The organism is Alicyclobacillus suci, assembly GCF_017329615.1.
Lineage (GTDB): Bacteria > Bacillota > Bacilli > Alicyclobacillales > Alicyclobacillaceae > Alicyclobacillus > Alicyclobacillus suci.
In genome coordinates this window covers 43,861-58,269 of the sequence record NZ_JAFMTW010000022.1, presented here as the reverse complement: position 1 = coordinate 58,269, position 14,409 = coordinate 43,861, and the positions used below count along the sequence as shown (strand labels likewise).

Annotated in this window: 15 protein-coding genes and 1 riboswitch; all 15 genes read right to left on the bottom strand. The window is 53.7% G+C overall.

What is annotated here, in order from left to right:
* Window positions 1-371 precede the first annotated feature (371 nt).
* The 15 genes from glnA to J3482_RS11980 all read right to left on the bottom strand — a co-directional run bounded on the left by glnA (window position 372) and on the right by J3482_RS11980 (window position 14,186).
* Window positions 372-1,709 (bottom strand): type I glutamate--ammonia ligase, encoded by a 1,338-nt coding sequence (gene glnA / locus J3482_RS12055; RefSeq protein ID WP_146821841.1) that lies wholly within the window; start codon window positions 1,707-1,709, stop codon window positions 372-374.
* 12 nt (window positions 1,710-1,721) lie between these two features.
* Window positions 1,722-2,117 carry a MerR family transcriptional regulator gene (locus J3482_RS12050; RefSeq protein ID WP_021295514.1) on the bottom strand — a complete coding sequence of 132 codons (396 nt, stop codon included), beginning with the start codon at window positions 2,115-2,117 and terminating at the stop codon, window positions 1,722-1,724.
* Window positions 2,118-2,259: 142 nt separating this feature from the next.
* Entirely contained in the window at window positions 2,260-3,498 is a 1,239-nt protein-coding gene (locus tag J3482_RS12045; protein WP_146821840.1) for a methionine gamma-lyase family protein, read from the bottom strand.
* Window positions 3,479-4,759 carry a GTPase HflX gene (hflX, locus tag J3482_RS12040; RefSeq protein WP_223204017.1) on the bottom strand — a complete coding sequence of 427 codons (1,281 nt, stop codon included), beginning with the start codon at window positions 4,757-4,759 and terminating at the stop codon, window positions 3,479-3,481. Before hflX ends, J3482_RS12045 begins: the two co-directional genes overlap by 20 nt.
* Before the next feature lie 4 nt (window positions 4,760-4,763).
* On the bottom strand, window positions 4,764-4,973 hold the full coding sequence (locus tag J3482_RS12035; protein WP_146821838.1) for a hypothetical protein: 210 nt from the start codon (window positions 4,971-4,973) through the stop codon (window positions 4,764-4,766).
* Window positions 4,964-5,584: a hypothetical protein gene (locus J3482_RS12030; protein WP_146821837.1), complete on the bottom strand. Its 621-nt coding sequence runs from the start codon at window positions 5,582-5,584 to the stop codon at window positions 4,964-4,966. Before J3482_RS12030 ends, J3482_RS12035 begins: the two co-directional genes overlap by 10 nt.
* Window positions 5,565-6,194, bottom strand: a complete 630-nt coding sequence (locus tag J3482_RS12025) for a GTPase (protein ID WP_146821836.1) — start codon at window positions 6,192-6,194, stop codon at window positions 5,565-5,567. The genes J3482_RS12030 and J3482_RS12025 overlap by 20 nt, the downstream gene beginning before the upstream one ends.
* A complete protein-coding gene (locus tag J3482_RS20950; RefSeq protein ID WP_146821835.1) occupies window positions 6,191-6,625 on the bottom strand; it encodes an AAA family ATPase in 435 nt (144 codons plus the stop codon). The genes J3482_RS12025 and J3482_RS20950 overlap by 4 nt, the downstream gene beginning before the upstream one ends.
* Window positions 6,579-8,279, bottom strand: coding sequence for a recombinase family protein (locus tag J3482_RS20945; RefSeq protein WP_236018185.1), 1,701 nt, complete (start codon window positions 8,277-8,279; stop codon window positions 6,579-6,581). Before J3482_RS20945 ends, J3482_RS20950 begins: the two co-directional genes overlap by 47 nt.
* Window positions 8,276-8,509 (bottom strand): hypothetical protein, encoded by a 234-nt coding sequence (locus J3482_RS12005; RefSeq protein ID WP_146821833.1) that lies wholly within the window; start codon window positions 8,507-8,509, stop codon window positions 8,276-8,278. The genes J3482_RS20945 and J3482_RS12005 overlap by 4 nt, the downstream gene beginning before the upstream one ends.
* Before the next feature lie 165 nt (window positions 8,510-8,674).
* A complete protein-coding gene (locus J3482_RS12000; RefSeq protein WP_223204016.1) occupies window positions 8,675-9,733 on the bottom strand; it encodes a C40 family peptidase in 1,059 nt (352 codons plus the stop codon).
* Window positions 9,734-9,862, bottom strand: a riboswitch (cyclic di-AMP (ydaO/yuaA leader).
* A gap of 308 nt (window positions 9,863-10,170) precedes the next feature.
* Window positions 10,171-11,100 carry an L-lactate dehydrogenase gene (locus J3482_RS11995; RefSeq protein WP_206922466.1) on the bottom strand — a complete coding sequence of 310 codons (930 nt, stop codon included), beginning with the start codon at window positions 11,098-11,100 and terminating at the stop codon, window positions 10,171-10,173.
* A 61-nt stretch (window positions 11,101-11,161) separates the two neighbouring features.
* Window positions 11,162-11,593, bottom strand: a complete 432-nt coding sequence (locus J3482_RS11990; RefSeq protein WP_146821832.1) for a universal stress protein — start codon at window positions 11,591-11,593, stop codon at window positions 11,162-11,164.
* Between the two features lie 320 nt (window positions 11,594-11,913).
* Window positions 11,914-13,398 carry a PAS domain-containing sensor histidine kinase gene (locus J3482_RS11985; RefSeq protein ID WP_146821831.1) on the bottom strand — a complete coding sequence of 495 codons (1,485 nt, stop codon included), beginning with the start codon at window positions 13,396-13,398 and terminating at the stop codon, window positions 11,914-11,916.
* Window positions 13,399-13,508: 110 nt separating this feature from the next.
* Window positions 13,509-14,186, bottom strand: a complete 678-nt coding sequence (locus tag J3482_RS11980) for a response regulator (RefSeq protein ID WP_206915719.1) — start codon at window positions 14,184-14,186, stop codon at window positions 13,509-13,511.
* Window positions 14,187-14,409: the final 223 nt, after the last annotated feature.

Genomic DNA, 14,409 nt, shown 5'->3' with positions numbered 1-14,409 from the left:
CCACGTAGATTTTTCTTCCAATTGAAAAAGTGGAGTTCATAGCCTGGCTTGGGGAGGGGGGAATTGTGTCCATTGCTCTAGTTCCGTACCATGATTTCGTCGTGTTCGCTAACAAACCCACCAAATACTTGAAAACACGCCCCGATCAATGACCTCAATCACCTAATCGTCGAAATCCGGGATTAACAAAAGAAAGTAATCAACACATTCGCCGATGTATCGGGCCAGAAAAAGATGCCTACCTCATTTCCGATCTACGCTTAAGGTACGTAAGATAGTTCCATCGCCAATCATTGATGAAAGCTAGGTTCTCCCACCACGCAAAAAGGGGCAGCCCAACGGCTACCCCTTTCGTCCAATGAATCACGAACTTAATACAAGTGGAGATATTGATCTTTCTCCCACTCCGTCACCTGCGTCCGATAAATGTTGTACTCAATTTTCTTCGCCTCGATGAAATGAAGGAGCACGTGTTGCCCCAACGCCTCGCGAAGTACCTCGTCCTTTGCCAACGCATCAATCGCATCGTTGAGTGTCGGTGGCAAACTGCGAATGCCAACTTCTTCTTTCTCCGCGTCGGACATAATGTAGATGTTGCGATTGACCGGCGGCGCCAATGGCAGATTCCGTTCGATTCCGTCAAGTCCAGCCGCCAACAACGTAGCGATGGCTAGATACGGATTACAAGTCGGGTCTGGGCTGCGAACCTCAATCCGGGTACTTTGCCCGCGGGCAGCGGGGACGCGGACGAGGGGAGATCTATTTTTGCCACTCCACGCAATGTAACTCGGTGCCTCGTAACCAGGGACTAGACGCTTGTACGAGTTCACAGTCGGATTACAAATTGCGGTAAAGCCGGGTGCGTGTTCTAGGATGCCTGCTAAAAAGTGGCGCGCCGTTACGCTCAAGCCCATTTCGTCCGCCCCATCATAAAAGGCATTGCCATCTTCCTTAAACAAGGACAGATGCGCGTGCATGCCTGAACCGTTGATGCCGTATACCGGCTTAGCCATAAACGTTGCGTGCAACCCGTGTTGACGGGCGACGGTTTTCACGACCAAGCGGAACGTCGCGATGTTATCGGCTGCTTCGAGCGCATCCGTGTACTTGAAATCAATTTCGTGTTGCCCGGGTGCGACCTCATGGTGCGACGCTTCCACTTCGAAACCCATGTGCTCGAGGGTTAACACAATATCCCGGCGACAGTTTTCACCGAGATCTAAAGGCGCCCAGTCAAAGTAGCCACCTTCGTCGTTGACCTGATCTGTCGGATTTCCGTTCTCGTCAATCTTGAACAAGAAAAACTCAGGTTCAGAGCCGACATTGAACGACGAAAACCCGAGCGCTTTCGCCCGTTCGACCGTTTGCTTCAGGACCGAACGTGGGTCCCCAGGAAACGGCGTCCCGTCTGGAAGGTGAATATCGCAGATTAACCGTGCAATCTTCCCCTGCGGCGTATCCCAAGGGAAGACTAACCAGGTTGAATAATCTGGCACAAGGTACATATCAGATTCTTCAATTCGGACAAAACCTTCGATGGACGAGCCATCAAACATAATTTTGTTGTCCAACGCCTTGCCCAACTGATCTACGGGTATTTCTACGTTTTTGACAATACCAAGCAAATCGGTAAATTGCAGACGAATATAACGTACGTTACTAGACTCTGCGTGGTTCAAAATCTCTTCCTTGGTATACTGTTTGCGCATGTTCATCCTCCATCAACGTTTTCGATAGAATCGCGAGAGGTCGCCCTGGAACAGTGACTCCGAAGACTTCGATTGAGTGCCAAGCATCTCGCGCTCTAACCACTTATACACTTCCGTATCCGATAAATCCTTCTTTTGCGAATCTTTCGGATGCGCCCGACGGCGTTCCATCTCTTCAAAATTGCGTTTGACGCCGGCCATGTTGTGGCCTTCATCCAACCACTGGCGAATCAGCATCAAGCGCTCGACATCGGCAAACGAAAACTGGCGTTGCTTGCCCGATGTGCGCGCCGGCTGAATCAATTCGTGCTCTTCATAGTAACGAATTTGACGAGCACTAAGCCCCGTCAATTTTTGGACTGTTCCGATAGAAAACAGTGGCAGTTGACGTCTGTCATTCAAATCCATGGCGCTGCCCCCATCTCACTGGCGCTTCTTTGACATCGTAGCACGTACGTGAGAAAGGGGCAAGCGTGTTACGTCAATTTTTCTGACAGCAAAAGCGAATCCATCACGGTTCCTGACAAATCCTCTGAATCGGTTGACCCATTCATGCCAATTCGGGCGCAAGTTGCTCCAGGATTTTGCCCAGCGCGATAACCGCGTGCTCGTAGGTCAAGCCCCCCTGCACATAGGCTGTATAGGGCGAGCGCATGGGCGCGTCGGCGGATAGTTCCAAGGAGGCACCCTGGATGAACGTCCCTGCAGCCATCACGACCGCATCAGCATAACCGGCCATGGCATCTGCCTCAGGTCGAACGTGCGCGTCAATCGGAGCTGCGCGCTGAACGGCTCGGCAAAATGCGAGCAGTTTGTCCGGGCTGCCAAGTTCCACGGAGAGAATCAGATCAGATCGCGGTTCTGTAGGCCCCGGCGACACTCGGTATCCAAGTCCCTGCAGCGCCTGTGCAAATAATATCGACGCCTTGACTGCCTGAGCGACGACGTGGGGCGCTAGGAAGAGCGCCTGATAGAACAACTGCAAATAAGGACCCGTAGGCCCATACTCCGCCCCCGTGCCCGGTGCCACCAACCGCGCGGCCACCTGTTCGACGACCTCGGATGAACCTACAATATACCCGCCTGTCGGTGCGATACCCGCTCCTGGATTTTTAATCAGCGACCCCATCACCAAATCGGCGCCGACATGGGATGGCTCCTGCGCTTCGACGAATTCGCCGTAACAATTGTCCACCCCAATGAGGACATGAGGAGACTTCGCCTTGATCTCTGAAAAGGCGGTCTCCAACGCCTCAATCGAAAGCGCTTTGCGGTCTCCGTAGCCGCGAGATCTCTGAAACATCAACAGCTTCGTATGTTCGCTCAAGTGACAAAGAATCGCTTCGACGTCAATCTCGCCGTCTGCGGACAAATCCACAATTTTGGCGCCAATGCCCCACTCCGCGAGACTGCCTTTCTCACTTCGCAAACCGACTACGCCATGTAACGTGTCGTACGGAGAGCCTGTGGCGAACAGTACTTCGTCGCCCGGGCGCAGGACCCCAAACATGCCGAGGGTCAGCGCATGTGTCCCGGAGACGATTTGTGGTCTAACCAGTGCGCCCTGTGCGCCGAATACATCGGCAAAAGCCGCCTCAAACTTGTCGCGACCGACGTCCGACAGGCCATAGCCAGTCGACCCGAGCAAGTCGGTTTGCGAAATGCGATGCTGCCAAAACGCCTCCAGTACGCGCTCCTGATTGGCAAGCGCCACCGCGTCGACTTGCTCGAGCGCTCCTCCGATTTCCCGTTCACATTGTCTGATATATTCAATGGTCTTGTGGTTCATGAGCACTCCCGTCTCGCCGTTGTTGCTGCCATAAATGTGCATCCTTGCGGCTCGTAATCGCCGTCACCAGCCACTCGTCGGATGAAACCGGATCTGCAGATTCAATTCGCCCGTTGCGAAGCAACTTGTCCCAGATAAAATCGTTGGGATGCGTGTGCAATGTCACCCGTACTTCATCTAACGACAACAAGCGCTCCACCGTCTGATAGAGCGGATCCAGTGAATCGTTTACGGCAGAGCCATACAAGGTTTCCACTGCGTGCACGTCTGGCCCTGGCTGATTCGGACTGATGTCCATCTTGTTAAAAAAGGTGACGACCGGTTTATCCAGTGCCCCCAAATCGCGAAGTACCCGTCTGGTCGTCTCCAGATGAGATTGGGGTTCGTGCCCCGCGTCGACGACCACCACGACGACATCGGCGTACTTGGTCTCCTCGAGCGTCGCTTTAAACGCGTCCACCAAGTGGTGCGGAAGGTCTTCCACAAAACCGACGGTGTCCACGACTACATACTCGTTGCCAAGCTTGGTGCGAACTTGACGCGCGGTCGGATCAAGCGTGTCAAATAGCCGATTTTGTCCTTCTGGAACCTCGATGTTCGCCTTGTCGCGCACCCAGCGCGATTGCACCGTCGTCTTACCGGCGTTGGTATAGCCGACAAGGGCGACGACAGGCACGCCACGTCGCCGCTTGCCTCGCATCGTCTCCCGCTGCCGTTCAATGGTCGCAAGTTCCTTGCGCAAATGGGTCATGCGCGTGCGTATGCGCCGACGGTCGAGCTCCAACTGAGTTTCACCGGGGCCGCGGGTGCCAATGCCGCCACCCAACCGCGACAGCTCAACGCCCCGGCCAGTGAGCCGCGGCATCAAGTAGTTTAACTGCGCGATTTCCACTTGCACCCGGCCCTCGCGCGTCTGCGCGCGGCGGGCGAAAATGTCGAGAATCAACTGCGTTCTATCGATAATTCGACATGGCAACACCCGCTCCAGGTTGCGAATTTGCGCAGGTGACAACTCGCGGTCTGCGACCACCAAGTCAGCCTCATTCACCGTGACCAAGTCCGCCAGTTCTTCTAACTTGCCGGATCCCAAAAACGTCCTTCCATCTAATTGTGTACGCTTTTGCGTCATCACACCAATGACTGATCCGCCCGCGGCTTCACAAAGGCCTGTGAGTTCCGCTTCGCGGTAGGCGAGGCGTTCGTCCGACTCCTGGCCAACTTGACACATCGCTAAAATAACTCTATATGCTTCTTCCTGCACGAACTCACCCCTGGTTTTGCAAATCGCACGCAAGGTACTCCCGTCCATCATCGCAAATCGGACAGCGCGATTCAAGCTGATATACTGACCGCAACATGATTGGCACTTCTGCCTCTGCCTTGCGCCGGCCTTCTGCCAGACCAACCACACGTCCCAATGCATACGCAATCAAAAAGGTAAATAGAAGACCTGCCACATACAACATTACGACCATGTATCCCACTCCTCTTCTTCAGTCTCCAGTATTTTCGTGGTCGTCGTATCAAAGACGATGCTGAGAATGACGAGTGCGATTAAGGCTAGGATGGTCCAAAACACCTCGGCGTATAATGCGAGACAAAAGGCGATGAGAATGGCCACCAACGTCTCTACCAAGCCGAACCGGATGGCGACGTTGGCCTGACCTGTCTCCAAGTCCTTGCGGCGATCCATGACGTCATCCAGCCAGTCAATCATACTCATCACCGCCAGCCCCCATAGCGCATGTCTCCACCCCACTAAAACGACCAGCAACAAGACGGCGATAACAATCTCGACATACGCAGGGACACGGCTCGGAAGACTCTCGTGGATACGCGTGAACATCCCGACGGCATAGCTGCTGAGAAATACCGCAAACGCCGCATCGCGATTCATCATCATGGCGATACCAAAGACGACCAAGCTGTAGGGTAAACACGCACGCCCCAGGCGGGCCGCAAGCGTACGGCGGCCGCGGCAGATGTCGTAATCAATGTCGAGCGCGTCATCCATCAACTTGACCGCGGCCCCTGCCAATAACATCGCGCCAAACGCCAACACCAAGTTAGGCCAGTCGCCAAACATGTCGTTTCACCTCTTGGAATCCGGTTCCTTCGCGGGCAGAAATCGGCACGACACAACCCTTGTCGAGATGTTGGCGCAGCCAGCGGTACCCTTCCTGCGCGGCCGGAAGATCCATCTTGCTCGCGAGCACGACATACGTCTGGCGGGATTTGCCCAGTGCAATCATCTGTTCATCTAAATAATCGAGGTGAAACGCGCTGACATCGCGAGCCCGCTTCAGTGCTTGCCCGACAGACGCGGCGTCGATGACGTGGAAGACGACACGGGCCTGCAACATTGATCTCAGCGTCTGCGCCATCGCTTTACGAACCGACGCATCTTGGTGCAACCCGTCGGCGAGACCTGTAGTATCAGTGACGCGAATGACTCTGTCGACCTTTCCGCGCGGTACCGACAAAATCAACGTTTGCAACTCGCGCGTCTGATGCGCGTCGCCTGAGGTGAGAATCTCTTCCGCCTCGCGGACGTCCATTCGTCGACGCTGTGTCACGCCATCGGTGCGCTCGACCAACCAATTCAATTCACGGATTCCTAGGACTCGCGCGAGCCGAAGGCAAAACGACGTCTTGCCGGCATTCGTCCTGCCGATGACCAAGCCTTCTGTACTCATCTGCTCGCCTCCTGCACGAAATCTACCGCCTGTAGCGTCAACAGTTCCTCTCGTTTGGGGCTATTTACCTCGAATAAGCGTACAGCCTGGTGCCGCACTGCCCGTTCGACCAGATTTCGTACCCAACGCGCGTTGCTAAACGGTTCACCGCGAGGCAAGGACTGTAGCGCCTGACGAATTTGCGTACGCAGCTTGATTTCCGCGTCCACGCTCAACCTGTACTGGCGCCCCGCTACCGTGCGCTTGGCAATGTGAAAGAGCGTCTCGGCGTCGTAGTCCGGAAAGTGAATATGAATCGGAAAGCGACTCGGGAGTCCTGGATTGGTACTTAAAAACCAATCCATCTCCGCCTCGTAACCCGCGAGAATGACGATGAATTGGTCTTTATAATCCTCCATCCCCTTGACCAGTGTTGCAATTATTAGAGCCATCCCCGCAGGTATCCGTCGACTCAGACCAATTTAGATACAGTTCAATGGCATCGTCGTAAAGAACGACGTGGTCTATCAACAAATCGGCCAAGCGCTTTTTGTCGGCGTCGTCTATCCGCTGTTCCAAGTAATCGGAGAAACAATCTAGCAGTTCGGTGTCACGGCTGGCTGCCTCGCGAGCGCGCTCGAACGTCGCCAATTCGCCGTCAATTTCCGCCAGTTTCGCATGTAAGTCGTGGAGTGTGCACTCCAGTGGATCAACTGCCTGCGCCAACTCGCGCTCGTCAATGCGCCCCTTCGCGGCGAGTTGAAGCCAACGCTTGCGCTCCGTCTGACGCGCTTTCATGGCCCTCTCCACGCGCTTGCGTGACGCGACTAACGCATCGATGCGGCCACCATCCCGCTGTGCCGTCCACAACTGCAAGAGAACCTGTCGTCGGCGCACGAGTTGTCGCGACAGATAGCGCCAAACGTAGTCGTCGACGACATCCTGCCGCCAGTTTCGCCCCCGACAGACATAAACCGGTCTGCCGCTACCGACTTCAAAAATCTTGCGACTCTTGCCTGAACAGACATAGTAGTGGTAGCGCGGCTCATTCGTGCGTTTGTCGCGCGAAGGTGCGCCAGCGACGACTGCAGCACCACAGCGTCCGCAGCGAACAAGCCCCTTCAGTAAATAAGAGGATTTTGGGGGGGCACCGCGACCGCGACGCGCAAAGCTCTGAATGCGCGTCTGCAACGCCCGGTACGTGTTTTCGTCAATGTACGCAGGCACGGTGACCGCCTGCCACTCATCTGGTGGTTTTCGCACAATTTCGGTCCGGCCGGCTTTCTGCTGGTATTCCGTCTTCCCATAATAAAACGTGCCCGTGTACACTGGATTTTTGAGAATGCGACTGACCGTTGCTTGATACCACTTATCTCCACTTGGTGCCGGTATTCCGAGTACAGACAGTTCACGGGCCACTGCGGTTAAATTCATCCGCTGGCCATCTTTGCCGTGTAATATCCAATCGACCATCATCAAGTAGACGTCGCGTTCTCGTTCATTGACCACCAATATGTCCTGTGTCTTGTCGAAATCGTATCCGTAAATCCTGCGGATTCCCGGAATCTTGCCGTTCATCACCTTTGTCCGGCGTCCGCGCCTAGAGTTCGCCAAAATTTTCGCCTTGTTGTACTGCGCAATCGCGCCTTGAATGTTGTAGAGCAAGAGGGACTCGGGATTGTTCGGGTCTACATCCATCTCGACAAATGCGATATCACATCCGGCGTTCCAAATACGCTCCGTGATGGATAATTGCAACCGCAAATCACGCGCAAGTCGGTCCGGGTGCAAGACGACAAATTTTGAAGCAATCCCCTGCTCAATCAACCAAAGCGCTCGATGTAGAGCTGGGCGATTAGGGTCATCCCCCATCTCACCGTGCTCCACCACCGCGATGACTTGGTCTTCGCCAATGCCGTACTTCGACTGTAAGTGCGCTAACGAGCGCTCGACCTGCGATGTGAGAGAATACCCATGCCGGGCTTGATCTTGTGTAGATACACGTGCATAGATCACAGCCTTCACGGTTTCCATCATTTCCATGAGCTCCGCTTTGGACGGCAAAGGGTGGCTTTCTGCGTCCCGCTGAATCGCCCACGTAATCATGGTTGTCCTCCCGGCCAACGCGCGGATGCTGCCTGCGCTTCGTCGTCCCCCGCCGCGGCAACGCGTTGGGTTTCTTTGAATGTCGCGGGTTTGGCTTCGGCTGTGGCTGTAGCTTTAGCTAGAATGGGCACCACGACATCAGCCACCGCCAGAAGGCGCGATTCCAACGTACTGCCGTCACCTCTGTAAACCGGTTTGACCGTAAACTGGTTCGGATTGCGTCGTCCCACTCGCCATCCCCCCAAAAGGTATCGTCTCGGAGGATGTGTATGCGAAACCGACATGCGGACAAACCGCAAAAATTCGCCATAAAGCGACAAAACGGGCAGACGCCAAAGCGCCTACCCGTCCTATCCGATTTCCCAAGTCCATATGTACAACCGTGGACCGCGAGATTAATACATCCGCTTCACTGCCGAGAGGTGCTGGTACCAATACGATCCCGGCGCAACACTCAAATACCCCACTTTTCCGAGTCCTCCGCCACACTGAATCATCTGGTTGTTCCCAATATAGATACCAGAGTGCCCGCCATCGTCAAATGTCAGAAGGTCACCCGGTTGCATGTCGGCAATGGCCACTTTCGTTCCAACAGATGTGTACTGTGTCTTCGACGACGTCGAAATAATATACCCAAGCGCGTGATGATAGACGTAGGCCGTGAAGTTCGAGCAGTCAAAACCGGTTTGACCACGGTCCTCGTTGTGATCTAACTCGTACGGCGTCCCCAGTTTACTTTCCGCAACTTGCAGAATCGCTTGGAACTTCGCATCCGCCGTGGCATCCACCGGTGCAATTGGCGTAATGGCTGGATCTAATGTCACCCCTGGCGGCAGTTGCACATTTAGGGGATTCGTCGTCGTGGTGTAATAACTGTTCGCCGTGATGTACCCCGATTTTCCGGATGGCGCCTCGACGTGCCACCAATACTGTGTGCTACCGGAGAGAATCGTCAATTGAGTGCCCGTCTGCTCCAGCTCAATTCGACTAGAACCGGACTTTGCGGCAGAAATGAGATACGCGTTGTGAAGCACTTCCACGACCTGTTTTCCAGTCGTTGACGAGGCCGTACTGGTACTTGAGGCCGACGGTTTTGTCGCGGTTGACGCTGCGGTCGAACCACTCGATGCTGCCGCAGACGAACTGGTCGTTGGCGTTGACGATGACGTTTCCGTAGTATAATACGTGTTCGTCGTAATGTAGCCGTCTCGCCCTTTGGCGTCTTCGACGTGGTACCAATAGCTGTTGCCACCGGATAAAACCGTCAGCTTCGTTCCAGTGGTCTCCAGTGCAATTTTGGTCGATCCGCTCTTTGGCGCCGTAATCAAATACGCATTGTGTTTGATACTGACCGTCGATGCGGAAGTCGTACTTGCCATGGCCACCGAAGATAGGCCAAGTGGCAATAAAGTTGCCATGGCTGCCAAACCTGAAACAACTGCTTTTGCTCTCACTATGATAGCCTCCTACGCCTCCGAGGTTAGTTGACGGGTGCGGGCAGGAGTTGCCCGTGTGCAATGCACATTAACCCCATAAAAATCGTCCCCCGTACCTGGATAACCAGGATTCGGCTGATATTGTTCCTCGGTGGTTAGATTACCATGGAATCTATGTATCTTCTTTATAATAATGATGGCGATCTGGGAAACATTTGGATGCACTTGGTGATATTTAGGGGAAAACGCGGGTAGATCTGGATGAAATGGTGGACGGATTTTGCCGCGATGGTCGGGCCGATGGGGTGGATAGATGGGGCGTGAGGTGCCCCAAGGGAGCGCTGATGGACGGCGGGATCGAGGTCGTGTTCGCCAGCCGCCCGCTGTAGCGTGGGCAGATAAGACAAGGAAGCTGCCCGACAACGCCGTAAAAACGGAATTTAGTGCACATTGCCTCAATCAGACGTCACGGTGCGAATCCTGGCAGCGAGTGTTTGCGCCGAATGGCGAAAGTTTCGCATTTCTGCTTCCGCAAGGGGGAGTGTCACAACGCGCTCAACACCCTGCCGTCCAACTACACAGGGGACGCCCATGTACACGTCAGACACCCCATGATAATCGGACAACAACGTGGAAACATTCAGGACTGCGTGTTCATCATGTAAAATCGCCGCGCAAATTCTATCGAGTGCAAGCGCAATCGCGTAACTCGTATAGCCTTTCGCCATGATGATATCGTACGCCGCATCCCTAGTCTTTGCCGAGATATCAGCCTTTTGCATACCAGGCAACTCGACAGGAACGCCGGCGACATTCGTCGTGCTCCACACGGGCACCTCCGTATCCCCATGCTCACCAATCACATGGGCGTGTACACTGCGCGGATCAACGGTGAAGTGTTCGCCCAGCAAATGGCGAAAGCGGGCGCTATCGAGTACGGTGCCGGATCCGATGACGCGCTCTGTCGACCATCCTGACGTCCGCCACGCGACGTAGGAAAGCACGTCGACCGGGTTGGTCGCGATGAGCAGAATTCCCGTTTCGTTGTAGCGCGTGACCTCTTGAACAATCTGCTGGACAATTGTCGCGTTTCGGGCCAGCAACGCCTGGCGCGTCTCACCCGGCTGTTGCGAGACACCCGCTGTGACAATCACGATATCTGCATCTTGACAGTCGCGATAATCGCCGCTCCAGACCTTTACACCCCCGGCAAATGGCCGCCCGTGCTGCATGTCGAGCGCCTCACCCCTGGCCTTGTCGGCATTGTTATCCACGAGGACTATCTCCGTGGCGCGTTCGCGCAGGAACAGCGTGTAGGCCGTTGTTGATCCGACTGCCCCCGCCCCCACCACAGCAATTCTCCTCGGCTTGACAATGGTTTGCACATGTCTGCCTCCTTCCACGCATCACTCCGCATTACCCTATGACCGCAACTGCCTAACACGCTCAGCTTCGTTCTTTCACGACGAGCGTCGAGATCTGCGAACGGTGAATCACGCCACTGCTGACGCTTCCCAATAACAGCCGATCAACAACACCATACCCATGACTCCCCAACACAATGAGGTCGGCGTCTTCTTTCGCTGCAACTTCACAAATCACAATCGCCGGAACTCCATACTCAGAAACAAACTGAACACGCCCTTGATACGCTTCAAACTGTTCGTCAATCGCCTGCGCCAGCCCCTTGGCAACCGCCTCAAAACCGGCATCTGCGACTTCTGGAACAATGCCCATCCCAGTCCCGACATACTGCGGGTGTATCACATACAAAGCGGTCACCGTCGACTCTGGAAACGCGTCCAGAAGCGTCATCACAGTCTTTCCTGCTGCAGTTGCACAGGCTGATCCGTCCGTAGCCCAAACAATTTTGTTCATAGCGATTCCTCCTCGATTTTCGCATCCACGGCACCCTGCCGAAATGGCGATGTCCCCATCGCTTACTGCTTCATTATCGAGGGAAACTCGTCATGCTGTCAGACACAAATGTGCTACTTTCACGGGGGTGACTTGGACTATTTCCATCGCGCATCACAGGTCTAAAAGAACTAGTCCAATTGCACTAGCGCGATAGACGATATCCTGAATATGACAGAGGTCTTCTGAAAAATCGTTGTACGTGAATCATGGTGGAGATTCGTTCCGGTTCATCGAAGAACAACACAAGAGGTAGACAAATCTGTTGCAATCACCAGCCGTCACTCGACGGCCGGCAGCGTCACGACAATTTCCGTCCCTTGATTGAGCACACTGTGAACATCCATGCGCCCCGCATGATCTTGTATAATCTTGTGACACACCATCATGCCCAAGCCCGTGCCAGATTCTTTGGTCGTGAAAAACGGTTCTCCGAGTCTTGAGAGGACGTGACCAGGTATCCCGACACCTTCATCGACGACTCGTATCAAAATCTCATTCGCGCGGCGTCGCCGGGCCTCCACGGTCACAGTGCCGCCATCCGGCATCGCCTCGATGGCGTTTTTAATCAGATTAATGAGCACTTGCTTTATCTGATTCGGCTCACACCGCACGTAGGGTAAATCCGGTTCAATCTCGACCTTCAAATCAATCTCATTTCGCTTGGCCTGACTGCTCATCAACGTGATGACCACACCTAAGATTTCCTCGAGGCGCGCACTCTGAAACCGCGTCTCTTGTGGTTTCGCCAGCATTAGCAACTCGCCGACAATACCATCCACACGCGATAATTCGCCCAATATGGCTTGAAACTGGTCTTTGTACTCAGGGTGATCTATCGTGAAGACATTGAGCGACCACTTCATCGCTGCCAATGGATTGCGAATTTCATGCGCGATTCCGGAAGCCATCTGTCCAATGGCATAGATTTTGTCCGCTCTGCGCAGAAACGCCTCGGTTTGCTTCTTTTCCGTGATATCCTTTGCAATGACAATAAGACCGCTGCGCTCACCCGGTTTGTGATAAACGGGCACCTTGGTCAATTCAAACGTTCGAACAGCGTCGTCCGCCATCAAGATATCGGTCTCTAGTTGAATGGGTTTACCTTGTCGCCACGCCGCATCGTCAGATTCTACAAAACAGTGCAGCCCCCGCTCGAAAGTACCCGGCATTGCGGCCAACTGCTCATTGGTTCGCCCTTCGTACAGCACAGTGGAGAGTTTAAAAAAGTCAATCGCTGCCTGATTGGCTTTTAGCCAGCGCCCCTCCCCATCCTTAAAAATCACAATATCCGGCATAGTCGTGACCAAGGTGTCCAGACGTTCTTCAATGAGTTTACGCTGTGTGATCTCATTGCGGAACGCGACATATTGATACGGTTTGCCGTCTTCGTTCATGCACGGTACGATGGTCGTATCCATCCAGTAAAATGTGCCGTCTTTCGCGCGATTCTTAATTTCACCACGCCAAATCCGCCCTTGAGCAATCGTCCGCCACATGTGTCTAAAAAACGCTTTGGAATGGTAGCCAGAGTTAATAATTCGATGATTCTGGCCAATGAGTTCACTGTAACTATATTTCGAGATTCTGCAGAACTGCTGATTTGCGAACGTAATGTCGCCCCGAACGTCGGTCACAGCGACAATCAACGCTTCATCGAGTGCATGATTGATGTCGGCCAGTTCACGCAGCGCGCTAGCAATCGGTTCGACGCCCTCCATGTCCTGCAGCATCGACGTAAGCAATTCAAGATGATGTCGCAACAAGGCAAGCGTTCCCCTCTAAGTCGGTACCACGACAATTGGTACCTGTCCAATGTTTTGATTACGGGCTAATCATATCACAGGAAAAGGGAATCGCTCATTACAGATTGGTGTCATTCGCTGTCGACGACAATTCCCTCTCTCAACGCATACGCTGCCGCTTCAACCCGGTTTTTAAAATGAAGTTTTTCAAGGATGTTCCGCACGTGATTGCGAACCGTATTTTCACTAATATACAGCGCTTGCGCGATGTCGCGATTGCTCGCACCTGTACTCAATTGACGCAAGACATCGATTTCCCGCTCCGTGAGCGGTTGTAATTGGTGCGACGCGGTGGACTGCTTCACTTGCGGACGAGAGAACTCGGTGATGATTTGCATTGCCAAATTCCCCGGAATCACCGGCTCGCCCGCGCTCACCCGTTGGACGGCATCAATGACCGCTGCTGGTTCCGCATTCTTCAACACATATCCTGACGCGCCGGATTTGATAGCTTTAAAGAGCATTTCCTCCGTATCCGACACGGTCAAAATCAAAATTTTTATATTGGGATATGCGGCCTTAATCTGCCGAGTCGCCTCTAACCCATCCATCACAGGCATGTTAATATCCATCAACACGACATCCGGTGTCATGTTTTCACATTTTTGCAGCGCAACATAACCATTTTCCGCTTCTGCCACCACATCCATGTCGGCCATTCGCGTTAATAAACCGCACACGCCACTGCGAAACAACTCATGATCATCTACTACCATAATGCGGATTGTCCCGCACGCGCTCCCATCCATGTTTCATATCCTCCTGTCAAACCGTCTGCCCTACGTTAAAGGAACGGGTAATCCTTCACCGAATCATACCGCCCGATAACTTTAAAGCATACCGTGACCATCGCGCGTTGCATATAGTTCAACTGGACCATTTTGACGATTGTATCCGTATCAGCACCCGATGCTTGAGAATCAAAGGCGAAGAAGGACGATACCCCTACACCAATGAACGCCGGTACTCGTT

Coding starts and splice junctions, on each gene's coding strand:
- J3482_RS12045 (WP_146821840.1), bottom strand. CDS start 3,498: ATGAACCACAAGACCATTGAATATATCAGACAATGTGAACGGGAAATC.
- J3482_RS20945 (WP_236018185.1), bottom strand. CDS start 8,279: ATGATTACGTGGGCGATTCAGCGGGACGCAGAAAGCCACCCTTTGCCG.
- J3482_RS20950 (WP_146821835.1), bottom strand. CDS start 6,625: ATGGCTCTAATAATTGCAACACTGGTCAAGGGGATGGAGGATTATAAA.
- J3482_RS11990 (WP_146821832.1), bottom strand. CDS start 11,593: ATGAACAAAATTGTTTGGGCTACGGACGGATCAGCCTGTGCAACTGCA.
- J3482_RS12025 (WP_146821836.1), bottom strand. CDS start 6,194: ATGAGTACAGAAGGCTTGGTCATCGGCAGGACGAATGCCGGCAAGACG.
- J3482_RS12030 (WP_146821837.1), bottom strand. CDS start 5,584: ATGTTTGGCGACTGGCCTAACTTGGTGTTGGCGTTTGGCGCGATGTTA.
- glnA (WP_146821841.1), bottom strand. CDS start 1,709: ATGCGCAAACAGTATACCAAGGAAGAGATTTTGAACCACGCAGAGTCT.
- J3482_RS12050 (WP_021295514.1), bottom strand. CDS start 2,117: ATGGATTTGAATGACAGACGTCAACTGCCACTGTTTTCTATCGGAACA.
- J3482_RS11980 (WP_206915719.1), bottom strand. CDS start 14,186: ATGGATGGGAGCGCGTGCGGGACAATCCGCATTATGGTAGTAGATGAT.
- J3482_RS12035 (WP_146821838.1), bottom strand. CDS start 4,973: ATGGTCGTAATGTTGTATGTGGCAGGTCTTCTATTTACCTTTTTGATT.